A 24114-nucleotide genomic window follows, 5' to 3' on the forward strand; every position below is an offset into this window, starting at 1 on the left:
CGGGGGTGAGCAAGTGATTGATGGAAAACGATTATTATTTAGTTTGACCATAGTCAGTTATGCCTTGACGCTAGTAAGTGGAATTGTGTATCTGTTTAATAATAACAATGTTAGCTTGCTTTCTACTTTATTGTTCTTACTGGTTAGTAGCTTAATTGCCTGCTGGAATGATATCAAGTATTACTTAATCCATTTTATTTTCTATTTAACTATTTTTGTCTTTCTGGTATCAAGACCGACCATTGATTATTTTAGGGATGGCGCTCTGGATACCTATCATCCGATAGCCTATCGTTTTGCCTTTATAGTCGTCATGGTTTCGATTCTGGGCTTGACCACAGGAGGCGTCCTGGCTCGTTACTTCATAGCTAGGAAGAAAATAAAAGTAGCAAATATAGGAAATTCTCTAAAAGAGGTTTATACCAAGCGGTTACGCTTTGTTTCGCTAGGAGTTTTTCTTCTCACCTATCCTTTCTATTTCATTCGGTTATTCGAACGGCTCCTGTATCGCTTGCAGACTTCCTACTATGCCTACTATGCAAATTTTGAAAGTAAACTGCCTTATTTTACCTACATTTTGTCTACCTTTACGGTCTATGCAATGTGTATGTATCTGGCAACCAAGCCAAAGAAATTGCAGGCCACAGCAGTGCTTGTCTCCTTTATTGCAGCTAATACCATTCATTTGGCAATCGGGACACGAAATCCCTTTATTTTAAGTATTCTATTTGCTTTTGTTTATTACTTTATGCGGGAGCAAACAGAAAAGGGAAAATGGATTGGGTTTAAAGAAAAGTTAGCGATTTTTGTAGGTTCTCCTATTCTCATGTTAGCGATGGGAGTGCTCAATTATGTGCGGGATAATGTCCAGGTTTCCCATACAGGTTTCTGGGATATCCTGCTTGACTTTATCTATAAACAAGGGACTAGTTTTGGAGTTCTGGCTCGAGGTTTTCTATTTAACAGTAGCCTACCTTACAGAGATTTCCGTAATTTTACTTTTGGTCCTGTCCTTGATTATTTTGCAAGGGGAAGTTTGGGGGCCATTTTCGGAGGAAAAGCCTTTGAACATACAACCAATAGTGTGGAGCTAGCTATTGATAGTAATAGTTATGCCCACAATTTGTCCTATCTTGTTTTGAACAAGGAATATTTAAAAGGACATGGTATCGGAAGTAGCTATATTATGGAGTTGTATACCGACTATGGTATGATAGGAGTCTTTCTACTTAGTCTCTTGCTCGGTATGCTATTCATAGCCATGCTGCAAGTAGCCTATCGCTCAAGGACAATCTTATTTGCCTTGTCCCTACTCATCTTGAATAATTTATTCTTTATGCCAAGAAGTAGCTTTTCAGAAAGTTTCTTCAATCTATTTACAATGCAATTCTGGGGAATTGTTCTTGTGATTATATTTGTAGCAAAAATGCTTACAAAAGAGAACCAGTATCTACTCAACAAAGGAGAAAAAAATCATGTTTGAACATTATTCAGTAGCTGATTTATTTGCAAATCTTTACAAAAAACGAAAAGTAAATATTTTAGCTCTCATCGTTTTATTTGCTCTCATTGCTGTACCATTTACAATTAAAGCAGTTAGGAATAAAAACACTGTCAAAGATACAACAAGTTATTCAACTTATCTTAGCTATAAAATCACTCCTCCAGAAGATTCAGCTAAAACGATTTTGAATCATCAAATTGGTGGTTATAGTGATTTTTATGGGAAATTGATTGATGGGAATTTGAATGGAGCTTATCTTTTCAATGATGTAGAACCCAGTGAGTTGAAAAAAATTGCCAGTGAATTAGACACGACAGAAACAACCTTGAAAAATTCAACGAATGACTATTGGTGGAAAAAATTGACCGTCTACTATATGATTGACGATGCAGGGGTTGGTGTGAAAATTTTGACATCAAGTAAAGATGCCAATGACTTGTTAGAGCGAAAAATTGATGGATTGATTGAGAAATTTAAACACACTTATGCAAATGTGAAAATTGAAAAATTGGAAACCATCAACTCTAAAGAATTGAATGCAAATGGTGAAACAGCGCTTGGCTTAAATGTGAAGAATCTGATTCTTCGTTTAGTTGTTATTGGAGTGGTTTGTGTGATTTTGGTTGTGATGGGAAATGTGTTAGTTTATCTCTTTAATCCAACAATCAATAGAGCAGGTGATTTTTATCAGTATCAAATTGATTTTGTAACAGAGATTACAACAATTGCTAACCTAGCAGATGTTTTGTCATACAAAAATGCTGGACAGGAATTGACCATCGTTAGCTCAAATAAAGCTATCCTAGATAAATTGAAACAGAGTCAAGAGGCTTTAAAAGGAATGCATTTTGTCGATTTACAGGATGTATCATCTCTTTTGGAAAGAGATACAGTCCTTCTTGTTGAAGAATATGGAGTAACTCGTTATAAGAAATTTGAGCAAAGTCTTCAAATTCTCAGAAACTTAAATCGTTCTATCCTCGGTGTAGCAACCTTTAAACTATAAGCTTTCTGATGTATTAGGTCTTCAAAGTTGGCTAAGAGCCGATTTTGAAGGCTTTTTCTATTTGTTAGCAGAAACTTTCTTTTATACTCAATGAAAATCAAAAAGCAAACTAGGAAGCTAGCCGCAGGTTGCTCAAAACACTGTTTTGAGGTTGCAGATAGAGCTGACGTGGTTTGAAGAGATTTTCGAAGAGTATTAGAATCTTCTACAGAAGTTACCCTATGGAAAATCTATCCCGACAGAGGAGCCTTCTTTTGATAAAATCGTAAAAATCTAGTATAATAGATAGAACTGAAAGTATGAGGTTACTAGCAATGAAAATGAAACAAATTAGTGATACAACTTTGAAAATCACGATGTCTTTAGAGGATTTGATGGATCGTGGCATGGAGATTGCTGACTTTCTTGTTCCTCAAGAAAAAACAGAAGAGTTCTTTTATGCTATCTTGGATGAGTTAGAGATGCCTGATAGCTTTCTGGATACAGGCATGTTGAGCTTCCGTGTGACTCCAAAACCTGATAAGGTAGATGTCTTTGTAACCAAATCAAAGATTGATCAAAATCTAGATTTTGAAGACTTATCGGATTTGCCAGATATGGAAGAATTGGCTCAAATGTCGCCAGATGAATTTATCAAAACCTTGGAAAAAAGCATCGCGGATAAAACTAAGGATGATATCGAAGCGATTCAATCTCTAGAGCAGGTTGAAGCCAAGGAAGAAGAGCAGGAACAGGCTGAACAAGAAGCTGAGAGCAAGAAAGAGCCCTATATCTACTACATCCTTTCTTTTGCTAAGTTGGCTGACTTGGTAGCTTTTGCCCAGACAGTGACTTTTGAGATGGAAACTTCTGAACTCTACAAGATGAATGAGCGCTATTATTTGACCATTTTAGTGGACATTGAAAATCATCCAAGTCCATATCCAGCATGGCTTTTGGCCCGTATGCGCGAGTTTGCGGATGATAGTGACATCAGTCGTTCAGTCTTGCAAGAGTATGGCCAAGTCTTGATGAATCACGATGCAGTACTTAATCTGCAAAAGATTGGATAATCATTTCTGGAAAGCTATTTTCAGATTTTAAGGAGAGCGAATCGTCTGATTCGTTTTTTCTTTTTATACTGAAATAGTGATTTACTATAATAGGAATTTTCACAAAATTCTGTTATAATGGCTATATTAGAAAATTTCGAGGAGACAAACATGACAGTTAAAATTGCTTTACTAGGATTTGGTACCGTTGCAAGTGGTGTGCCTTTCCTCCTAAAAGAAAATGGAGAAAAAATCAATCAATCAGCACATTCAGAGATTGAAGTTGCCAAGGTATTGGTCAAGGATGAAGATGAAAAGAATCGCTTGCTTGCAGCAGGGAATGACTTTAACTTTGTAACCAATGTGGATGATATTTTATCAGACCAAGACATTACCATCGTAGTGGAATTGATGGGGCGTATCGAACCTGCTAAGACCTTTATCACTCGTGCTTTGGAAGCTGGAAAACACGTTGTTACTGCAAACAAGGACCTTTTGGCTGTCCATGGTGCAGAATTGTTAGAAATCGCTAAAGCTAACAAGGTAGCACTTTACTACGAAGCAGCGGTAGCTGGTGGGATTCCAATTCTTCGTACCTTGGCAAATTCCTTGGCTTCTGATAAAATCACGCGCGTGCTTGGAGTAGTCAACGGAACTTCCAACTTCATGATGACCAAGATGGTGGAAGAAGGCTGGTCTTACGACGATGCTCTTGCGGAAGCGCAAAGACTTGGTTTTGCAGAAAGCGACCCGACAAATGACGTGGATGGGATTGATGCAGCCTACAAGATGGTGATTTTGAGCCAATTTGCCTTTGGCATGAAGGTTGCATTTGACGATGTAGCCCACAAGGGAATTCGCAACATCACACCAGAAGACGTAGCTGTGGCTCAAGATCTTGGCTATGTAGTGAAATTGGTTGGTTCTATCGAGGAAACTCCTTCAGGTATTGCTGCAGAAGTAACTCCAACCTTCCTACCTAAAGCACACCCACTTGCCAGTGTGAATGGCGTAATGAACGCTGTCTTTGTAGAATCTATCGGTATTGGTGAGTCTATGTACTATGGACCAGGTGCTGGTCAAAAACCAACTGCTACGAGTGTTGTGGCGGATATTGTCCGTATCGTTCGTCGTCTGAATGATGGAACCATCGGTAAAGACTTCAACGAATATAGCCGTGACTTGGTCTTGGCAAATCCTGAGGATGTTAAAGCAAACTACTACTTCTCAATCTTGGCTCCAGACTCAAAAGGTCAGGTCTTGAAATTGGCTGAAATCTTCAATGCTCAAGATATTTCCTTCAAGCAAATCCTTCAAGATGGCAAAGAAGGTGACAAGGCGCGTGTTGTGATCATCACACACAAGATTAATAAAGCCCAGCTTGAAAATGTCTCAGCTGAATTGAAGAAGGTTTCAGAATTCGACCTCTTGAATACCTTTAAGGTGCTAGGAGAATAAGATGAAGATTATTGTACCTGCAACCAGTGCCAATATCGGGCCAGGTTTTGACTCGGTCGGTGTAGCTGTAACCAAGTATCTTCAAATCGAGGTTTGCGAAGAACGAGATGAGTGGTTGATTGAACACCAGATTGGCAAATGGATTCCACACGATGAGCGTAATCTCTTGCTCAAAATCGCTTTGCAAATTGTAGCAGATCTACAACCAAGACGTTTGAAAATGACTAGTGATGTTCCCTTGGCGCGTGGTTTGGGTTCTTCCAGCTCGGTGATTGTTGCTGGGATTGAACTGGCCAACCAACTGGGGAATCTCAACTTATCTGACCATGAAAAATTGCAGTTAGCGACCAAGATTGAAGGGCATCCTGACAATGTGGCTCCAGCTATTTATGGTAATCTCGTTATTGCCAGCTCTGTTGATGGACAAGTTTCAGCTATCGTGGCTGACTTCCCAGAGTGTGATTTTCTAGCTTACATTCCAAACTATGAATTACGTACTCGCGACAGCCGTAGTGTCTTGCCTAAAAAATTGTCTTATAAGGAAGCTGTTGCAGCTAGTTCTATCGCCAATGTGGCTGTTGCTGCCTTGTTGGCAGGAGATATGGTGACAGCTGGTCAAGCAATCGAGGGAGACCTCTTCCATGAGCGCTATCGTCAGGACTTGGTGAGAGAATTTGCGACGATTAAGCAAGTAGCCAAAGAAAATGGTGCCTATGCAACATACCTCTCTGGTGCTGGGCCGACAGTTATGGTTCTGGCTTCTCATGACAAGATGCCAACAATTAAGGCAGAATTGGAAAAGCAACCTTTCAAAGGAAAACTGCATGATTTGAGAGTTGATACCCAAGGTGTCCGTGTAGAAGCAAAATAAAGAATAGAAGATAGGATGGGGAAACTCTCGACCAGAGGGCTTCCTATCCTTTTTTTGAAAAGAAGTCTAGTAGAAAGAAAAACTATATTCCATACTCAATGAAAATCAAAGAGCAAACTAGGAAGCTAGCCGCAGGTTGCTCAAAGCAGTGCTTTGAGGTTGTAGATAGAAAACCATACCTACGGTAAGGCGACGCTGACGTGGTTTGAAGAGATTTTCGAAGAGTATTAGTTAAAAACGTGATAAAGGAGAAACGAAGATGGCAGAAATTTATCTAGCAGGCGGTTGTTTTTGGGGCTTAGAGGAGTATTTTTCACGTATTCCTGGAGTGCTAGCAACCAGTGTTGGCTACGCTAATGGGCAAGTCGAAACGACCAATTACCAGCTGCTCAAGGAAACAGACCATGCAGAAACGGTTCAAGTGATTTATGATGAGAAGACAGTGTCACTCAGAGAGATTTTACTTTATTATTTCCGTGTTATTGATCCATTATCAGTCAATCAACAAGGGAATGACCGTGGACGTCAATATCGAACTGGGATCTATTATCAGGATGAAGCAGATTTGCCAGCTATCTATACAGTGGTGCAGGAGCAGGAGCGCATGCTTGGTCGAAAGATTGCAGTAGAGGTGGAGAAACTTCGCCATTATATTTTAGCTGAAGATTACCACCAAGACTATCTTAAGAAGAATCCTTCAGGTTACTGTCATATCGATGTGACCGATGCTGAGAAGCCATTGATTGATGCCTCTAACTATGAAAAGCCTAGTCAAGAGGTGCTAAGGAAAAGTTTGTCAGAAGAATCCTATCGTGTTACCCAAGAAGCTGCTACAGAGGCTCCATTTACTAATGCCTATGACCAAACCTTTGAAGAGGGGATTTATGTAGACATCACGACAGGTGAGCCACTCTTTTTTGCCAAGGATAAGTTTGCCTCAGGTTGTGGTTGGCCAAGTTTTAGCCGTCCGATTTCCAAGGAATTGATTCATTATTACAAGGATCTCAGCCATGGGATGGAGCGAATCGAGGTTCGTTCTCGGTCAGGCAATGCTCACTTGGGTCATGTTTTCACAGATGGACCTCGGGAGTTAGGTGGTCTCCGTTACTGTATCAATTCTGCATCCTTGCGTTTTGTATCCAAGGATGAGATGGAAGAGGCAGGGTATGGCTATTTATTACCGTACTTAAACAAATAAAACAGAGAGGGTGGGCACTTCCCACTTTCTTCATTTTTAGAATACGAATAGAAGGGATTTATGAAACACCTATTATCTTACTTCAAGCCCTACATCAAGGAATCAATTTTAGCACCCTTGTTCAAGTTACTAGAAGCTGTGTTTGAGCTTCTTGTTCCCATGGTGATTGCAGGGATTGTTGACCAATCCTTGCCCCAGAGAGATCAAGGACACCTCTGGATGCAGATTGGCCTGCTCCTTATCTTTGCAGTGATTGGCGTTGTGGTGGCCTTGGTAGCTCAGTTTTACTCAGCCAAGGCAGCGGTAGGATTTGCCAAAGAATTGACGGACGATCTTTATCGTCATATTCTGTCTTTACCTAAGGACAGTAGAGACCGTTTGACCACTTCTAGCTTGGTGACTCGCTTGACTTCGGATACCTATCAGATTCAGACTGGTATTAATCAATTCCTGCGTCTTTTTTTACGAGCGCCTATTATCGTTTTTGGGGCTATCTTTATGGCCTATCGCATCTCAGCTGAGCTGACTTTCTGGTTCTTGGTCATGGTTGTCATTTTGACCATTGTTATTGTAGGGCTCTCTCGACTGGTCAATCCTCTCTACAGTGTTCTCAGAAAGAAAACGGACCAACTGGTTCAGGAAACGCGTCAGCAATTACAAGGGATGCGGGTTATTCGTGCTTTTGGTCAAGAAAAACGAGAGTTACATATTTTTCAAACTCTTAACCAAGTCTATGCTAGATTACAAGAAAAGACAGGTTTCTGGTCTAGTTTATTAACCCCTCTGACTTATCTGATTGTCAATGGAACTCTTCTCGTTATTATCTGGCAGGGATATGTTTCTATTCAAGGAGGCTTGCTCAGTCAAGGTGCTCTCATTGCCCTCATCAACTATCTCCTACAGATTTTGGTGGAATTGGTCAAGTTAGCCATGCTGATCAATTCCCTCAACCAGTCCTATATCTCAGCTAAGCGAATCGAGGAAGTCTTTGCTGAGGCTCCAGAAGATATTCACTTAGAGCTAGAACAAAAGCAAGCTACCAGTGATCAGGTTTTACAAGTTCAAGAACTGACCTTTACCTATCCTGATGCGGGCCAGCCTTCTCTGAGAGACATTTCCTTTGATATGAAGCAAGGGCAAATCCTTGGTATCATTGGGGGAACGGGTTCTGGTAAATCAAGTTTGGTGCAAGTCATTCTTGGACTTTATCCAGCAGACAAGGGGAGCATTGACCTTTATCGAAATGGACGTAGTCCTCTTAATTTGGAGCAGTGGCGGTCTTGGATTGCCTATGTACCTCAAAAAGTCGAACTCTTTAAAGGAACTATTCGTTCCAACTTGACTCTAGGTTTCAATCAAGAACTATCTGATCAGCAACTCTGGCAGGCCTTGGAAATTGCGCAAGCTAAGGATTTTGTCAGTGAAAAGGAAGGGCTTTTGGATGCCCTAGTTGAGGCAGGAGGACGAAATTTCTCAGGTGGTCAAAAACAAAGGCTGTCTATTGCACGTGCAGTCTTGCGTCAGGCTCCATTTCTCATCCTAGATGATGCAACCTCGGCCCTCGACACCATTACCGAGTCCAAGCTGTTGAAGGCTATTCGAGAGAACTTACCAAACACGAGCTTAATCTTGATTTCTCAACGAACCTCGACTTTACAGATGGCTGACCAGATTCTCCTCTTGGAAAAAGGGGAGCTTCTAGCTATCGGCAAGCACGATGACTTGATGAAATCCAGCCAAGTCTATCGCGAAATCAATGCATCCCAACATGGAAAGGAGGACTAGCATGAGACGACAAACTGCAAATCAAACACTCACACGTTTGGCCAAAGATTTAGCAAGTCATCCTTTCCTCCTTTTTCTAGCCTTTCTAGGAACTATTGCCCAAGTTGGCTTATCGATTTACCTACCTATCTTGATTGGGCAGGTCATCGACCAAGTCCTAGTGGCTGGTTCTTCACTAGTCTTTTGGCAGATTTTTCTCCAGATGATCTTGGTGGTCATAGGAAATACTCTGGTACAATGGGCTAATCCTCTTCTCTATAATCGCCTAATCTTTTCTTATACCAGAGACTTGCGAGAGCGAATCATCCATAAGCTCCATAGTTTACCGATTGCCTTTGTGGATCGGCAAGGCAGTGGGGAGATGGTTAGTCGTGTAACCACGGACATAGAACAGTTGGCAGCTGGCTTGACTATGATTTTTAACCAATTTTTCATTGGCATCTTGATGATTTTGGTTAGTATTCTAGCCATGCTCCAAATTCATCTCCTCATGACTCTCTTAGTCTTGCTGTTGACGCCACTATCCATGGTGATTTCACGCTTTATTGCCAAACGCTCCTATCATCTCTTTCAGAAGCAAACAGAGACCAGAGGAATTCAGACTCAGTTGATTGAAGAATCGCTTAGCCAGCAGAATATTATCCAGTCATTTAATGCTCAAACAGAGTTTATCCAAAGGCTACGTGAGGCTAATGACAACTATGCAGGTTATTCGCAGTCAGCTATCTTTTATTCATCAACGGTCAATCCTTCGACTCGCTTTGTCAATGCACTCATTTATGCTCTTCTTGCTGGAGTGGGAGCTTATCGTATCATGATGGGGTCCACCTTGACCATTGGGCGTTTAGTGACCTTTTTGAACTATGTTCAACAGTATACCAAGCCCTTTAACGATATTTCTTCAGTGCTAGCTGAGTTGCAAAGTGCTCTTGCTTGCGCAGAGCGTGTCTATGCTGTCTTAGAAAGCTCTGAGGTGGCTGAAACAGGTAAGGAAGTCTTGACTAGTGACCAAGTTAAGGGAGCTATTTCCTTTAAACAGGTTTCTTTTGGCTACCATCCTGAAAAGATTTTGATTAAGGATTTGTCTATCGATATTCCAGCTGGTAGCAAGGTAGCCATCGTTGGTCCGACAGGTGCTGGGAAATCAACTCTTATCAATCTCCTTATGCGATTTTACCCCATTAACTCGGGAGACATCTTGCTGGATGGGAAATCCATTTATGATTATAGTCGTGCCTCTTTACGCCAGCAGTTTGGAATGGTGCTCCAAGAAACCTGGCTCAAGCAAGGAACCATTCATGACAATATTGCCTTTGGCAATCCTGAAGCTAGTCGGGAGCAAGTGATTGCTGCTGCCAAAGCAGCCAATGCAGACTTTTTCATCCAACAGTTGCCGCAGGGTTACGATACCAAGTTGGAAAATGCAGGAGAATCTCTCTCTGTCGGTCAAGCCCAGCTCTTGACCATTGCCCGAGTCTTTCTGGCTATTCCAAAGATTCTTATCTTAGACGAGGCAACCTCTTCCATTGATACGCGGACAGAAGTGCTGGCACAGGATGCCTTTGCAAAACTCATGAAGGGGCGTACAAGCTTTATCATTGCCCACCGCTTGTCAACCATTCAGGATGCGGTTTTGATTCTTGTCTTGGTGGATGGCGACATTGTTGAGTATGGGAACCATCAGGATCTCATAGCTAGAAAGGGCAAGTATTACCAAATGCAGCAAGCTGCAGCTTTTAGTTCTGAATAATCATTTCTACTTTGAAATTTTAGAGCCGAAAAAAGTTGCCTTCGGGTGACTTTTTTGTTACAATAGCTAGAAAAATTGTTCACTGTAATACTCAATGAAAATCAAAGATTAAACTAGGAAGCTAGCCGCAGGTTACTAAAAGCACTGCTTTGAGATTGTGGATAGAACTGACGAAGTCAGCTCAAAACACTGTTTTGAGGTTGTAGATAAGACTGACGAAGTCAGTAACCATACATACGGCAAGGTGAAGCTGACGTGGTTTGAAGAGAGTATAAATTGTCTTTTAGAAAAGGAGCCTATAATGAAAGTCTTTCAGCATGTAAACATCGTGACTTGTGACCAAGATTTCCATGTTCATTTGGATGGAATCTTAGCAGTTAAGGATTCTCAAATCGTCTATGTCGGTCAAGAGAAGCCAGAGATTTTAGAGCAAGCTGAGCAGATTATAGACTATCAGGGAGCCTGGATCATGCCTGGTTTGGTCAATTGCCACACTCATTCTGCTATGACAGGATTGCGAGGGATTCGAGATGATAGCAATCTCCATGAATGGCTCAATGACTATATCTGGCCTGCAGAAGCAGGATTTACTCCCGACATGACTACAAGAGCGGTTAAAGAAGCTATGATAGAGATGCTCCAGTCAGGAACAACAACCTTTAATGATATGTATAATCCCAATGGTGTGGAGATTGAGCGGATTTATCAGGCAGTGAAAGATTCCAAGATGCGTTGTTATTTCTCACCGACCCTCTTTTCTTCAGATACAGAAACAACTGATGAGACCATAAGCAGAACACGAGCTATTATCGAGACAATCATAGGATATGAAAATCCAAATTTCAAGGTTATGGTAGCCCCACATTCTCCCTACAGCTGTAGTAGAGACTTGCTGCAAGCGAGTTTAGATATGGCAAAAGAGTTTGCTATTCCAATCCATATCCATGTTGCGGAGACCAAGGAGGAGTCAGGCATTCTCCTGAAACGCTACGGCAAACGCCCCCTCGCTTTTCTAGAAGAACTGGGTTACTTAGAGCATCCGTCTGTCTTTGCTCACGGGGTCGAATTAAATGAGCGAGAAATTGAACGCTTAGCAACTTCTTACGTGGCTATCGCCCACAATCCTATCAGTAACCTCAAACTGGCATCAGGAGTTGCTCCAATTATCCAACTGCAAAAAGCAGGAGTAGCAGTCGGAATTGCGACAGATTCAGTTGCTTCCAACAACAACCTTGATATGTTTGAGGAAGGACGGACTGCAGCCCTTCTTCAGAAGATGAAAAGTGGAGATGCCAGCCAATTTCCTATCGAAACAGCTCTCAAGTCACTGACAATCGAAGGTGCTAAGGTCCTTGGAATGGACGAACAGATAGGAAGTCTGGAAGTTGGCAAGCAAGCAGATTTTCTCGTTATTCAACCACAAGGGAAAATCCATCTTCAACCCCAAGAAAATATGCTCTCTCACCTGGTTTATGCTGTTAAATCCAGTGATGTTGATGATGTCTATATCGGCGGAGAACAGGTTGTTAAGCAAGGTCAAGTCCTGACAGTAGAACTTTAGAAGAAAAATCACGAAAAAATTTTAAAAAAAGTTTGCAAAAATCTTGCATTCTTTTTTTAACTATGCTATACTTATATACGGTTTGAAAAAACTGCCTAAGACAGTAGGGGAGCAGGACTCATAAATATCCTACCGAGGACAAAACGTATCATGTAAAAAGAAGCGTATTGTACTTTCGTGTCTAGGTTTGGGCGCGTTTTTCTTTTGAAAAATTTCCCCAAGCAAAATAATAACGGAGGTGAACACACTAATGAGTGAAGCAATTATTGCTAAAAAAGCGGAACTAGTTGACGTAGTAGCTGAGAAAATGAAAGCTGCTGCATCTATCGTCGTTGTAGACGCTCGTGGTTTGACAGTTGAGCAAGATACAGTTCTTCGTCGTGAGCTTCGTGGAAGCGAAGTTGAGTATAAAGTGATTAAAAACTCAATCTTGCGTCGTGCAGCTGAAAAAGCTGGTCTTGAAGATCTTGCATCTGTATTTGTTGGACCATCTGCAGTAGCATTTTCTAACGAAGATGTTATCGCACCAGCGAAAATCTTGAACGACTTTTCTAAAAACGCTGAAGCACTTGAAATCAAAGGTGGTGCAATCGAAGGCGCTGTCGCATCTAAAGAAGAGATTCTTGCACTTGCAACTCTTCCAAACCGCGAAGGACTTCTTTCTATGCTCCTTTCTGTACTTCAAGCGCCAGTGCGCAACGTTGCTCTTGCAGTCAAAGCGGTTGCAGACAACAAAGAAGACGCAGCTTAATCTTAAGCTACGCAGCGTAGCCTAGCTACGAAAATCTATTATAAATTTAAAACATATTTGGAGGAAATAACAATGGCATTGAACATTGAAAACATTATTGCTGAAATTAAAGAAGCTTCAATCCTTGAATTGAACGACCTTGTAAAAGCTATCGAAGAAGAATTTGGTGTAACTGCAGCTGCTCCTGTAGCTGTTGCTGCGGCTGGTGCTGCTGACGCTGGTGCTGCTAAAGATTCATTCGACGTTGAATTGACATCTGCGGGCGACAAAAAAGTTGGCGTTATCAAAGTTGTACGTGAAATCACTGGTCTTGGTCTTAAAGAAGCTAAAGAACTTGTTGACGGTGCACCAGCACTTGTTAAAGAAGGCGTTGCAACTGCAGAAGCTGAAGAAATCAAAGCTAAATTGGAAGAAGCTGGAGCTTCAGTTACTCTTAAATAATAGAGCGACTACATTAGTAGCTTAAAAACATGATTAAACCGTTATTCTTAGGAGTAGCGGTTTTTCTTTTTGTATAAAAAAGTTGGCGAGTAAGTAATACTCAATAAAAATCAAAGAGCAAACTAGGAAGCTAGCCGCAGGCTGCTCAAAACACTGTTTTGAGGTTGTGGATGAAACTGACGAAGTCAGCTCAAAACACTGTTTTGAGGTTGCAGATAGAGCTGACGAAGTCAGTATCATATACATACGGTAAGGCGACGCTGACGTGGTTTGAAGAGATTTTCGAAGAGTATAAAATAGATTGAATTTAGAATAGTCCACCGAGTTTTATAAAACATTGTTAGAAATTGGTTTGAATTCCGAAATCAATTTGTTTGGTTTTTATTTCATTTCATTTAATTAAATGAAATGAAATTAGAATTTTCCAACTGTTTAACTCAACTAAAAATCCCCAATCGAAGCGATTGAGGATTAAGCAAATGAATCTTAAACAATACCTTGGGCAATCATAGCGTTTGCTACATTTTCAAAGGCAGCAATGTTAGCTCCTGCAAGGTAGTCTTTATCAAGACCGTATGTTTCTGAAGTTGTTTTAGCTGTGTTGAAGATATTTGTCATGATGTCTTTGAGACGTCCATCAACTTCTTCACGAGTCCATGAGAGGCGAAGACTGTTTTGGCTCATTTCAAGGGCTGAAACGGCTACACCACCAGCATTGGCAGCTTTGGCAGGTCCGTAGAAGATACCATTTTCTTTGTAAACTTTGATGGCATCAAGGTCGCTTGGCATGTTGGCACCTTCAGATACACAGATAACGCCTTGAGCTACTATACGTTTAGCTGCTTCACCGTTGATTTCGTTTTGAGTAGCACATGGAAGAGCGATGTCATAGTTTCCAGCGTAAGTCCATACAGAACCTTCATGATATGTTGCAGTTGCTTTCTCAGCTGCATACTCAGTCAAACGAGCACGACGTTTCTCTTTAACATCAACCAAAAGATCGAAGTCGATACCATTTTCATCGATGACATAACCGTTTGAGTCAGATACAGAGATGACAGTAGCGCCAAGTTCAGTCGCTTTTTGAAGAGCGTATTGAGCAACGTTCCCAGAACCTGAAATAACCACTTTCTTACCAGCAAAGCTATTACCGTTAGCTTTCAGCATTTCTTCAGTATAGTAAACCAAACCGTAACCAGTTGCTTCTGGACGAATCAAGCTACCACCAAATTCAAGAGGCTTACCAGTCAAGACACCAGCATCAAATTGGTTAAGACGCTTGTATTGACCATAAAGGTAACCAATTTCACGTCCACCTACGCCGATATCACCAGCAGGTACGTCAAGTGATGGTCCGATGTGTTTTTGCAACTCAGTCATGAAGCTTTGGCAGAAGCGCATCACTTCAGCATCTGTTTTACCTTTAGGATCGAAGTCTGATCCACCTTTACCTCCACCGATTGGAAGTCCAGTCAAGACGTTTTTGAAGATTTGTTCAAATCCGAGGAATTTCAAAATCCCTTGGTTTACAGTTGGGTGGAAACGAAGTCCTCCTTTGTATGGTCCAACAGCTGAGTTGAATTGAACACGGTAACCACGGTTTACTTGAATTTTTCCATCACGGTCAACCCAAGGAACACGGAAAGAAATTACGCGCTCAGGCTCAGTAATACGTGCCAAGATATTTTCTTCGATATACTCAGGGTGTTTTTCAAATACAGGTTCCAAAGTGTTGAAAAATTCTTCAACAGCTTGGAGGAATTCAGCCTCGTGCCCATTACGAGCTTTTACAGTTTCAAACACGCTTTGGATATATTCTTTAGCAGATGTCATATCGTTCTCCTTTTGTTGTCATATTTTATTACATGAGCTATTATAGCAGAATTTTTTTAAACTGTAAAGAGAAAAGCAAAAATTTTCTAAAAATTCTTTCAATTTAGTTTTAAGACTTTTTGAAAATAGACAAAAAACGAACCTTTTTCTTGTAAATATCTTTCTCAAAGAGAAAATCTGAAAATATGCTATAAGAAAAGAAAATGTTTAGCAATTCAGAAATCACTTGTTAATTTATCCATGATATGTTAGATTTGCCAGCAAAACTATGACCATTTTGGAGGAAAGAAATATTTACATCTCCTTATTCAGGGCAGGATTTTCTATACAAGTATAGATGTCTTGCTGGAGTTGGATCATGGAACCCAAGCGGTTATTGAGATTTAGAACTATCATCGGAATTTTTTCATTAGACTTGTTCGGTAACCATAAAGTACTATACTATCCATGAACAAGACCCAGAAAAAGTAGCTTTATTTCTTAAAAAATTTAATAATTTAAAGCACCTAGCACCTGTTTATATTGATGAAACAGGATTCGATACTTATTTTTATCCAGAATATGGTCTCTCATTAAAAGGTCAGTTAATAAGAGGTAAAGTATCTGGAAGAAGATATCAGAGGATTTTCTTTGGTTGCAGGGTTAACAAATGAATGGTGAGTTAATCGCTCCAATGACCTACGAAGAGACGATGACGAACGACTTTTTTGAAGCTTGGTTTCAGAAGTTTCTCTTACCAACATTAAATACACCATCAGTTATTATTATTATGGATAATGCAAGATTCCATACAATGGGGAAGCTAGAACTTTTATGTGAAGAGTTTGGGCATAAATTTTTACCTCTTCCTCTCTACTCACCTGAGTACAATCCTATTGAAAAACATGGGCTCATATCAAAAAGCACCTCAAAAAGGTATGAGCAACTTGCAGTACTTTTTACGAGGTGCTTTTGTCTTGTTCTTGTTTCAGTTTGTTATAAACGTCTAAGATAAGAGCTATACTAGGTAAATAAAAATCTCTATACTATCTGAAAGTGAAGATTACTCACTGTGAGATAGTATAGAGTCTTTTTGGTGTGTTAAATTATCCTACCCATTCCCCATTGTAATTAACACGGTAACCGTCAGGTGTAGTCGTATTGATTGCGAGTGCACCTGAATTATAGGCATAGTACCATTTGCCAGATACTTTCATCCAGCCTGTTTTCATAGCACCTGAATCTTGAAGGTAGTACCAGCTACCATTATCTTTGAGCCAACCAGTCTTCATAGCGCCTGAACCGTCGAGATAGTACCAGCTACCGTCTTTCACCCAGCCTGTTTGCATCCAGCCAGAGTTGTCAAAGCGATACCAAGTTCTATTTATTTTTTCCCATCCATTACTCGTGTATGAGCCGTCATTGTGTTTAAACCACCAACGTCCGTTTGATTGAATCCAACTTCCGAAGTATTGGGAATGATTGAACCAACTTCTTAGTCGATTAAGAAATTCGGCAGGATCATTGGTCTCATCGTCTAGTTTCTGACTTGAATTTGTATTTTCATTTTTGGTTTTATGAGTTCCGATAGCCTTTAAGTCTTTGTTAAAAAGATTCGCCTTAGTTGCAAATGTTTGAGTCTGAGAAGAATTTGCTTCTGTATATTGAATGGCCTTTCCATAACCACCAGCTAATTCTTCAGAGCCACCAGATGCTGTTCCGAAACTTTGTGCAACGGTAATCCATCCATTTTGAGTGACAGGGTTTTCAAAGGCTGCAAGCCCCATATAGGTCAGCTTTGGATCAATTAAGGATTTATAGTGTCCAGTTTGACCTGTAACACTGACACCACTACGAGATTTAACATAATCGGCTTTTTCATCATACCATTGCTGGATGGCCTTCATAAATCCATTGTAGTTCCAAGCCAAATTTTCTGAAAGGGAGAAATTTCCTGAAGGCCAAGCGCTCCAAATGTCCTTACTAGACAAGCGTGTGTGATCAATGGTGATCGAAGCTTCTGCTGCACGAACGAAGGCTGTTTTTTCTAGTGCAGTTGACCATTTGATAGGAACATAGCTAGTAACTAGACCTTCATCTGCTGCCTCTTTTCGAATGGCATTGATACGGTCTAAGATAGCCTGTTTATCTGGCGTTAAGAAAGTCCCTTCAATCCCAACTAGAGTAGTACCAGAAGAAGTACTAGTGACTTCAGAGTTTAAGATATTGTAGGATTGACCATTGATTGCTTGAGTGGAAACCATCCTATCATTAGCGGATACGGATTGTGATGTAAGAGTTCCAGCTCCTAACAAGGAAAGTACTAAAACTGTAGCAAGTGTGACCTTTTTAGTTTTATTGTTCATTTTGTGTCCTCCTATTTTTATTATAACATCTCTACTGGGCAGAGTAAACTAAAATTCGGTATAGCTAGGGACTAGATTTATTTTAAATTTAGATGTTTGCAAAAATTTTTCTTAAATTTGGTGTATAATATAAATAGATGATTTTAATGAAATCTACTCGACTTGTTCGATAACTATCTGAAGCGAGATTAGGTGCTCAGAAATTGAATTTTTAAGGTTCCCACTTAGCCATACTTTTTAGGTTTCACATCTTTAAATAAGCTAAACACTCCATGACAACATATAAATTATAGTTTAGAGGATGTAGAACAAATCTTCCTTCATCAAGGAAGTAAAATAACTCAATAACACAGGGATTCCATTCCCCTAGAAAGGTTAAATAAATGAAATCATATAAGAAATTTACGATTCTTGCTCTAGCTCTTCTTGGATTTACTAGCCAAACAGTTCTAGCTAATGATGCTAGTCATCCTACGAATAACTCTATCGCTAGTTCAACTACTAGCTCTGCAAGTGATTCTCAAGCAGCTACAGAAAACCAGCCAACTCTTCCTACTGAGTCTAAGCTACAAACTGGTTGGGTAAAAGAAGACGGGAAGTGGACTTATTATAGTCAAACAGGTATCAAATTTACAGATACTCTTTATGAGGGCTACCTATTTGATAAGAATGGTTACTTACTTGAAAATAGCTGGTATCAGATGGCTAACAAGTGGTATTACGCCAATGGTTCAGGAAAATATCTGTCTAACCAATGGCGTCAAATCAATGGTAAATGGTATGCATTTGATCAAAATGGTGTCATGATGGCTAATACCTGGAAGGGAAATTATTATCTGAAGTCCAGTGGGGCTATGGCAGATAAAGAATGGGTGTACGATCCGAACTACTCTAGCTGGTTTTATCTCAAGTCAGGTGGGCACTATGCTGAACAGCAATGGGTTAGCTCTTACTATCTAAAATCTGGTGGCTACATGGCTCACAAAGAGTGGCTTTATGATCAAGATTACAAAGCTTGGTATTATCTTAAAGAAGATGGCGTTTATGTCACTGGAACTTATACTATTGATGGAAGTAGTCATTTTTTCAAAGATAATGGTAAATGGGTGCAAGAACTTCCAAAAGGATTTGAAAAGGGGCGCTATAGTAAAACTATTTTCCTAGATCCTGGGCATGGTGGACGTGATTCGGGCGCTTACTATTATGGAATAGCTGAAAAAGATTTGAATCTACAGGTCTCTCGTAAATTACGGAAACGTTTAGAGGAACTGGGCTATACAGTTCTAACATCTCGTGACAGTGATGTGGATGTTGACTTTGTGACAGAGCGTTCTCGTATGGTAAATAAGACGAATGCAGACTTCTTTATTAGTATTCATTTTAACGCTACTGGGAATGATACAACACTGAATCTGGGAATACAGACTTATTCTTATAAGGAAGATGCAGGATACCCTAGCAAGATTAATCAGTACTGGCATAATAATCCAGACCGTATAAGTGAAAGTAATCGTTTGGCCGCTGACCTTCATTCATCTCTCTTGACTGAGACAGGAGCTAGGGATGCTGGGCTTTTGCAAGCCACCTTCGCTGTTCTTCGTGAGACTGCGAAACCTGCTGTGTTATTAGAGTTGGGTTATATGGATAACTCAGAAGAAAACCAACGAATCCGTAGTGAACAATACCAAGATAAGTTGGTTGAAGGTATTATTAAAGGAATTCAAAAATATTACGCTGGAAATTAAGAAACTAGATCAAACTAAGCTTTGGAGATTGTCCTAGGCTTAGTTTTTTGCATTTGTAATGCTATTCATAACATTAAATTGTCTGAAAATTTATTGAAAAATGAGTGAAAACATGGTATAATGAAACGTAAAATTAATTCAGGTATCCTGAACCAATAGGAGTAAACAATGAAAAAACTAAGTTTTGTCCTTTTATCTTCAGCCTTTCTATTGACAGCTTGTGCTGTTAGGTTTGAAAAATCAGCAGATACAACCGATTCGTCTAAGGTGACAGCCTTGTCTGCAGACAAGCAAAAAATGCTTGATAAGGCTACAGCTGACTATAAGACTTTTGTGCAAGAGCAAATCGATAAACTGTTGACAGATACAGAAGGCTTTGTCAAACTTTTGAAAGAAGGAAAACTAGAAGAAGCTAAAAAGGTTTATCCACTGATTCGTATGTCTTATGAGCGTTCAGAGCCAATCGCCGAAAGTTTTGGTGAGTCAGATGTCAAGATTGACTTCCGTTTGGCAGACTACATGGACGAAAACAAGACAGAGGAAGGTTGGTCTGGTTTCCACCGTATCGAGCGTATCCTTTGGGAAGACAATACCACTAAAGGAACTGAAAGCTATGGAGATCAGTTGGTCAATGATATCAAGGAATTGAAAGCTAAGATCGCAACTGTGGATGTGGACTACAAGGTTATGCTGACTGGAGCAGTTGACTTGCTTAATGAAGTAGCGACAAGCAAGATTACAGGAGAAGAGGAAATTTATTCTCATACAGACTTGTATGATTTCCGTGCCAATATCGAAGGAGCTGAGAAGATTTTCCAACTCTTTAAACCTTTACTTGAAAAATCAGATGCTAACCTAGTTAAAGAATTGGAAGTAGATTTCAAATCTGTTAATAGCTTGTTGGACAAACACATGACAGACAAGGAACACTACAAACTCTATACTGATTTGACAAAAGAAGACACCAAAGAATTGTCAGAAGCTGTGACAAAACTTGGTGAGCCTTTATCACAAATGGGTAAATTTCTTAGTGGAGAATAAGAGTCATGACTGAAAAAGACGAAAAATTTTTTGAAAAGAAAATGGACCGTCGAGAATTTCTAAAAAAAGCAGGGATTGGAGGGGCTGGTTTAGCACTAGGACTCTCTGGTGCTTCTGCTTTTTTCGCACCTAAGCTAGGAAGTCAGGAAAAAATCTCGTACGGAAATGAAAAAATTGCTTTTTATGGCAAGCATCAAGCTGGGATTAGTACGCCCATGCAAAAGAATATTTATTTTGTTGTCTTGGATTTGCATACGACGGATAGAGATAAAATTATCCAGCTATTCAAGGATTGGACGGATTATAGTGCCAAGTTGGTCGAGGGAGAATTGGTCAAAAAAGATGGTCAGAATGCTCTTTTGCCTCCTAGTGATACTGGTGAAACAGTCGGGCTTAACCCTCATCGTTTAACGCTGACTTTTGGTGTGTCTGCCAGTTTCTTGAAAAAGATGAACTTGGAGAACAAGCGTCCTCAAGTGTTCAGGGATTTGCCGCCTTTTCCTAAGGAGCAATTACGTGAAAAATATACTGGTGGAGATATTGTGATTCAGGCCTGTGCAGATGATGAGCAAGTTGCCTTTCATGCTATTCGCAACCTCATCCGTAAGGGGAGAAATGCAGTGACCCTTCGTTGGAGTCAGTCTGGTTTTGCAGCTATCGGAGATCGAATGGAGACTCCGCGTAACCTCTTTGGTTTTAAGGATGGAACAGCAAATCCAAGCAAGGAGAAAGACTTTGACCGCGTTATCTGGGCTGATAGTAAGGACTGGATGGAAAATGGTTCTTATATGGCAGTTCGTCGGATTCAGATGTTTTTAGAGACATGGGATCGCACTAGTCTTGAAGAACAGGAAAATACCTTTGGTCGTTACAAGGAAAGTGGTGCCCCCTTTGGTAAGAAGAATGAGTTTGATGAAGTGGATTTGAGTCTTTTGCCTGATGATTCGCATGTTCGTTTGGCTAAGGAAGTGGATAAGCCCCTTTTACGTCGTTCTTACTCATATTCAGATGGGATTGATGAAAAAACTGGCCAGTTTGATACAGGCTTGCTCTTCATTTCTTTCCATAAGGATCCTGATAATTTTGTCAAGGTTCAAACCAATCTAGGTGCTACTGATAAGATGAATGAATATATTACTCATATTGGTAGTGGACTTTTTGCTTGCTTTGGTGGTGTGGAGAAAGGAGGCTACATTGGTCAGAAATTATTGGAAGGCTAAAAGCTGGTTACTAGTTTTAGCTTTGTCACTTTTAATTCTTTTTCCAGTAGGTGCCCAAGAGAGTCTGAGTTCTTACTTTGTGAAAATCACAGATGCTTCTAAAGCGGTAAAAAATGGGAATCAGTCTGAGGCCCAGAAACTCGTTATGGAGATGGCATCAGACTTCGAAAGAGTAGAAAATAAGGATTTTGAGGCTGGTAAAGTCGTTAAGGAAAAGTTAGCTCAGTCAGGCGAGATTACTGAAGACAAACTCACCGAAATTTCTGCAGCCCTATTAGCCTTTGAAAAAGAACAAAATCCTGTTGACCTAGATGCGGAAAAAGAAAAATTGGTCAACCGTCTAAGTCCTCGTTTTGAAGCCTTAGAGCAGGCCATTGCCTCCAAAGATTTGGAAAAGGTACGAGAAGCTTTTAAGAAAATGAATTCCACTTGGACTATCAATGAAAGTGTGGTTCGTGACAATAGTACGGCCCATTATGGACGTGTTGAAACAGCTATTTCTTTCTTGCGTAGTAGTATGGAAACCGAGCCTACGGATTTTAACTCCATCCAGACTTCCTTTGAGGACTTAAAAAAGGCTATCGATGATTTTGTAAGCGGAAAAGAAGTCGCAGAAGCATCTTCTGATTTAAGTCTCAAAGATGGTATTGCTCTTTTGAAGAAAGCTTTGGAACAATTCCAAACTGGTGACCAAGCATCAGGAGCAGCTAGCATGAAGGAATTCATCACTATCTGGCCAACGATTGAGGGTTCTGTTAGCACGACCAATCCTTCCCTCTATACACGAGTGGAGAGTGAAAGCCCTGTGATTATGGTCAAGGGAAGTGAGAAGGAATACCAAGAAAAATTAGAAAAACTGATAGCAGATTTATCACAAATTGATACTAGCGCACGTTACAATGCCTTTGATGCTATGCTGATTCTTTTAAGAGAAGGTGTGGAGGCTCTCTTAATCGTTATGGCCTTGGTAACGACCTTGAAAGCAGCCAAGATGCGTAAAGGGCTCAAGTGGGTTTATGGTGGTGCTATCACAGGGATCATGGCAAGTCTGGTTATTGCTTTCATCCTGCAAATTGCCTTTCCAGCAGTCACATCAGGCTCCAATCGTGAAATCATCGAAGGAGCAGTGGGAATTTTTGCAGTCGCTATGATGATTTTGATTGGAATCTGGCTCCACAGCAAATCCTCGGTCAAAAAATGGAATGCCTTTATGGAGTCACAAATGGAAACAGTGACCAAAACAGGTTCCTTTATTTCCATGTTTGCTCTCAGTTTTCTAGCTGTTTTCCGTGAGGGAGCAGAAACCATTCTCTTTTATGTTGGGATTTTACCAAGGATTTCCAACTTTGAATTTGTCTTGGGAATTTCACTTGCCTTGCTGGTTCTGGTAATTATTGCCATCGTGATGAACAAAGCCAGTCAATTCTTCCTGCCTCATAAGGTCTTCTTTATCCTAACTTGGATGATTTATGCTCTAGCCTTTAAGATGCTGGGGGTTAGTGTCCATGCTCTTCAGTTGACAAATATGGCGCCAAATCACTTAGTGACAGGCTTTCCAACAATTGACCTGCTTGGAATTTATCCAAGTTGGGAAGGTTTGGTTAGCCAGCTAGTCTTTGTTATTATTGTCTTGATTGTCACTTTCAGACAGGGTGAAGAATAAATGGATAGAAAAGAATTGACAATCGTTGAACATCTGGTAGAATTTAGAAAGAGATTATTGGCTGTGGTCATTTGTTTCTTTTTGGTATTCTGTGTTTCTCTGCTTTTTGCAGACCAGATTTACCAGTATGTGACCCAAGCTTTTCAGCAAAAGTTGATTGTTTTAGGACCCAATGATATTTTATGGATATACATACGCTTGGCTAGTCTGATGGCCTTTACCATCACCTTGCCTTACACGGTGTATCATATTTGGTCTTTCATCAAACCCGGTTTAAAGAAGGAAGAAGCTAGAGCGATTTTTGCCTATATTCCAGCTAGTTTCCTTTGTTTTCTAGTTGGACTAGCTTTTGGTTTTTACTTTGTAACACCAGCCTTACTTCAGGTTTTATTAGGGCTAGGAGAAGGACTATTTGAGACGCAGTTAACCGCCCAAAATTATCTGTCCTTTGTTTTTCAAACGACCTTGCCCTTGGCATTGATTTTTGAATTGCCAGTTATCATTGCCTTTTTGACGTCGATTAGACTCATTGGACCAGAATGGTTGATTGCTTATCGCCGATATGCCTATTTTATCTTATTGGTACTTGCAGTCATCTTAACACCAGCTGACTTTGTCAGCGATTTGGCAATGACTGCCCCCTTGATTTTACTCTATGAATTAAGTATTGCTATTAGCAAACACATTATGAAACGCAAGCAGAAAGGAGAGAGGAATGGGAATCTTACGTGATATTGGAGCACCAGGATTGATTATCATCGTTTTAGGAGCTCTCTTGATATTTGGACCAAAACGATTGCCTGAACTAGGCGAATCAATCGGTAAAATGTTATCTGAATTTAAAAAAGCAGTTAAAGGAACTGAAAATCAAGATAAGGAAGACTAAAACTGGTTTAATTAAAAAACTTTGT

Annotated in this window: 20 protein-coding genes, 1 pseudogene and 1 other annotated feature; of the genes and pseudogenes, 19 read left to right on the forward strand and 2 right to left on the reverse strand. The window is 40.2% G+C overall.

Annotation, left to right across the window (positions count from 1 at the left end; genetic code table 11):
• The first annotated feature begins 13 nt into the window (after window positions 1-13).
• From SP4011_RS04595 to SP4011_RS04650, 12 genes are all read left to right on the forward strand, one after another.
• Window positions 14-1483 (forward strand): O-antigen polysaccharide polymerase Wzy family protein, encoded by a 1470-nt coding sequence (locus SP4011_RS04595; RefSeq protein ID WP_050389933.1) that lies wholly within the window; start codon window positions 14-16, stop codon window positions 1481-1483.
• Entirely contained in the window at window positions 1476-2510 is a 1035-nt protein-coding gene (locus SP4011_RS04600; protein WP_112444069.1) for a prephenate dehydratase, read from the forward strand. The genes SP4011_RS04595 and SP4011_RS04600 overlap by 8 nt, the downstream gene beginning before the upstream one ends.
• Window positions 2511-2824: 314 nt before the next feature.
• Complete coding sequence (gene mecA, locus SP4011_RS04605; protein ID WP_023943094.1) at window positions 2825-3562, forward strand: adaptor protein MecA; 738 nt, start codon at window positions 2825-2827, stop codon at window positions 3560-3562.
• A gap of 150 nt (window positions 3563-3712) precedes the next feature.
• Window positions 3713-4999: a homoserine dehydrogenase gene (locus SP4011_RS04610; protein WP_020901496.1), complete on the forward strand. Its 1287-nt coding sequence runs from the start codon at window positions 3713-3715 to the stop codon at window positions 4997-4999.
• Window position 5000: 1 nt separating this feature from the next.
• Complete coding sequence (gene thrB / locus SP4011_RS04615) at window positions 5001-5870, forward strand: homoserine kinase (protein WP_050302699.1); 870 nt, start codon at window positions 5001-5003, stop codon at window positions 5868-5870.
• Window positions 5871-6129: 259 nt separating this feature from the next.
• Window positions 6130-7068: a peptide-methionine (R)-S-oxide reductase MsrB gene (msrB, locus tag SP4011_RS04620; RefSeq protein ID WP_338620093.1), complete on the forward strand. Its 939-nt coding sequence runs from the start codon at window positions 6130-6132 to the stop codon at window positions 7066-7068.
• Window positions 7069-7128: 60 nt separating this feature from the next.
• Window positions 7129-8853, forward strand: a complete 1725-nt coding sequence (locus SP4011_RS04625; RefSeq protein WP_338620094.1) for an ABC transporter ATP-binding protein — start codon at window positions 7129-7131, stop codon at window positions 8851-8853.
• 1 nt (window position 8854) lies between these two features.
• The gene (locus tag SP4011_RS04630) at window positions 8855-10603 is read left to right on the forward strand and encodes an ABC transporter ATP-binding protein (protein ID WP_338620096.1); all 1749 of its coding nucleotides are present in this window, start codon (window positions 8855-8857) and stop codon (window positions 10601-10603) included.
• A gap of 301 nt (window positions 10604-10904) precedes the next feature.
• Window positions 10905-12164 carry a TRZ/ATZ family protein gene (locus tag SP4011_RS04635; protein ID WP_338620098.1) on the forward strand — a complete coding sequence of 420 codons (1260 nt, stop codon included), beginning with the start codon at window positions 10905-10907 and terminating at the stop codon, window positions 12162-12164.
• A 76-nt stretch (window positions 12165-12240) separates the two neighbouring features.
• Window positions 12241-12376 (forward strand) — a sequence feature (ribosomal protein L10 leader region).
• Between the two features lie 38 nt (window positions 12377-12414).
• Window positions 12415-12915 carry a 50S ribosomal protein L10 gene (gene rplJ / locus SP4011_RS04640; protein ID WP_001287277.1) on the forward strand — a complete coding sequence of 167 codons (501 nt, stop codon included), beginning with the start codon at window positions 12415-12417 and terminating at the stop codon, window positions 12913-12915.
• A 72-nt stretch (window positions 12916-12987) separates the two neighbouring features.
• Window positions 12988-13356, forward strand: coding sequence for a 50S ribosomal protein L7/L12 (gene rplL / locus SP4011_RS04645; RefSeq protein WP_001196965.1), 369 nt, complete (start codon window positions 12988-12990; stop codon window positions 13354-13356).
• Window positions 13357-13526: 170 nt separating this feature from the next.
• Entirely contained in the window at window positions 13527-13661 is a 135-nt protein-coding gene (locus SP4011_RS04650) for a hypothetical protein (protein ID WP_259390875.1), read from the forward strand.
• Window positions 13662-13842: 181 nt separating this feature from the next.
• Here the strand turns inward: SP4011_RS04650 and gdhA are convergent, their stop codons facing one another.
• Window positions 13843-15189, reverse strand: coding sequence for an NADP-specific glutamate dehydrogenase (gdhA, locus tag SP4011_RS04655; protein ID WP_338620100.1), 1347 nt, complete (start codon window positions 15187-15189; stop codon window positions 13843-13845).
• Between the two features lie 431 nt (window positions 15190-15620).
• Between gdhA and SP4011_RS04665 the strand changes: the two are divergent.
• Window positions 15621-16110: pseudogene (locus SP4011_RS04665) on the forward strand (IS630 family transposase); the annotation flags it as partial.
• A 164-nt stretch (window positions 16111-16274) separates the two neighbouring features.
• Here SP4011_RS04665 and SP4011_RS04670 read toward each other — a convergent pair.
• Complete coding sequence (locus SP4011_RS04670) at window positions 16275-17534, reverse strand: CAP domain-containing protein (RefSeq protein ID WP_338620101.1); 1260 nt, start codon at window positions 17532-17534, stop codon at window positions 16275-16277.
• Between the two features lie 383 nt (window positions 17535-17917).
• Here SP4011_RS04670 and SP4011_RS04675 point away from each other — a divergent pair, with 383 nt between their 5' ends.
• The 6 genes from SP4011_RS04675 (at window position 17918) to tatA (ending at window position 24089) form a co-directional block, all read left to right on the forward strand.
• A complete protein-coding gene (locus SP4011_RS04675) occupies window positions 17918-19279 on the forward strand; it encodes an N-acetylmuramoyl-L-alanine amidase (protein WP_338620103.1) in 1362 nt (453 codons plus the stop codon).
• A gap of 168 nt (window positions 19280-19447) precedes the next feature.
• A complete protein-coding gene (gene efeO, locus SP4011_RS04680; RefSeq protein ID WP_338620104.1) occupies window positions 19448-20320 on the forward strand; it encodes an iron uptake system protein EfeO in 873 nt (290 codons plus the stop codon).
• A gap of 5 nt (window positions 20321-20325) precedes the next feature.
• Complete coding sequence (gene efeB, locus SP4011_RS04685) at window positions 20326-21540, forward strand: iron uptake transporter deferrochelatase/peroxidase subunit (protein ID WP_338620105.1); 1215 nt, start codon at window positions 20326-20328, stop codon at window positions 21538-21540.
• The gene (locus SP4011_RS04690) at window positions 21515-23203 is read left to right on the forward strand and encodes an FTR1 family protein (protein WP_338620106.1); all 1689 of its coding nucleotides are present in this window, start codon (window positions 21515-21517) and stop codon (window positions 23201-23203) included. Before efeB ends, SP4011_RS04690 begins: the two co-directional genes overlap by 26 nt.
• The gene (gene tatC / locus SP4011_RS04695) at window positions 23204-23935 is read left to right on the forward strand and encodes a twin-arginine translocase subunit TatC (protein ID WP_338620108.1); all 732 of its coding nucleotides are present in this window, start codon (window positions 23204-23206) and stop codon (window positions 23933-23935) included.
• Entirely contained in the window at window positions 23919-24089 is a 171-nt protein-coding gene (gene tatA, locus SP4011_RS04700; protein WP_000512112.1) for a twin-arginine translocase TatA/TatE family subunit, read from the forward strand. The genes tatC and tatA overlap by 17 nt, the downstream gene beginning before the upstream one ends.
• The last annotated feature ends 25 nt before the right edge of the window (window positions 24090-24114 follow it).

The organism is Streptococcus parapneumoniae (assembly GCF_037076355.1).
Classification (GTDB): domain Bacteria; phylum Bacillota; class Bacilli; order Lactobacillales; family Streptococcaceae; genus Streptococcus; species Streptococcus parapneumoniae.

Excerpts from the sequence above, each read along its gene's own strand:
- SP4011_RS04600 (WP_112444069.1), top strand. The coding sequence starts at position 1,476 with ATGTTTGAACATTATTCAGTAGCTGATTTATTTGCAAATCTTTACAAA.
- mecA (WP_023943094.1), top strand. The coding sequence starts at position 2,825 with ATGAAAATGAAACAAATTAGTGATACAACTTTGAAAATCACGATGTCT.
- SP4011_RS04610 (WP_020901496.1), top strand. The coding sequence starts at position 3,713 with ATGACAGTTAAAATTGCTTTACTAGGATTTGGTACCGTTGCAAGTGGT.
- thrB (WP_050302699.1), top strand. The coding sequence starts at position 5,001 with ATGAAGATTATTGTACCTGCAACCAGTGCCAATATCGGGCCAGGTTTT.
- msrB (WP_338620093.1), top strand. The coding sequence starts at position 6,130 with ATGGCAGAAATTTATCTAGCAGGCGGTTGTTTTTGGGGCTTAGAGGAG.
- SP4011_RS04625 (WP_338620094.1), top strand. The coding sequence starts at position 7,129 with ATGAAACACCTATTATCTTACTTCAAGCCCTACATCAAGGAATCAATT.
- SP4011_RS04630 (WP_338620096.1), top strand. The coding sequence starts at position 8,855 with ATGAGACGACAAACTGCAAATCAAACACTCACACGTTTGGCCAAAGAT.
- SP4011_RS04635 (WP_338620098.1), top strand. The coding sequence starts at position 10,905 with ATGAAAGTCTTTCAGCATGTAAACATCGTGACTTGTGACCAAGATTTC.
- rplJ (WP_001287277.1), top strand. The coding sequence starts at position 12,415 with ATGAGTGAAGCAATTATTGCTAAAAAAGCGGAACTAGTTGACGTAGTA.
- rplL (WP_001196965.1), top strand. The coding sequence starts at position 12,988 with ATGGCATTGAACATTGAAAACATTATTGCTGAAATTAAAGAAGCTTCA.
- SP4011_RS04650 (WP_259390875.1), top strand. The coding sequence starts at position 13,527 with ATGAAACTGACGAAGTCAGCTCAAAACACTGTTTTGAGGTTGCAGATA.
- gdhA (WP_338620100.1), bottom strand. The coding sequence starts at position 15,189 with ATGACATCTGCTAAAGAATATATCCAAAGCGTGTTTGAAACTGTAAAA.
- SP4011_RS04670 (WP_338620101.1), bottom strand. The coding sequence starts at position 17,534 with ATGAACAATAAAACTAAAAAGGTCACACTTGCTACAGTTTTAGTACTT.
- SP4011_RS04675 (WP_338620103.1), top strand. The coding sequence starts at position 17,918 with ATGAAATCATATAAGAAATTTACGATTCTTGCTCTAGCTCTTCTTGGA.
- efeO (WP_338620104.1), top strand. The coding sequence starts at position 19,448 with ATGAAAAAACTAAGTTTTGTCCTTTTATCTTCAGCCTTTCTATTGACA.
- efeB (WP_338620105.1), top strand. The coding sequence starts at position 20,326 with ATGACTGAAAAAGACGAAAAATTTTTTGAAAAGAAAATGGACCGTCGA.
- tatC (WP_338620108.1), top strand. The coding sequence starts at position 23,204 with ATGGATAGAAAAGAATTGACAATCGTTGAACATCTGGTAGAATTTAGA.
- tatA (WP_000512112.1), top strand. The coding sequence starts at position 23,919 with ATGGGAATCTTACGTGATATTGGAGCACCAGGATTGATTATCATCGTT.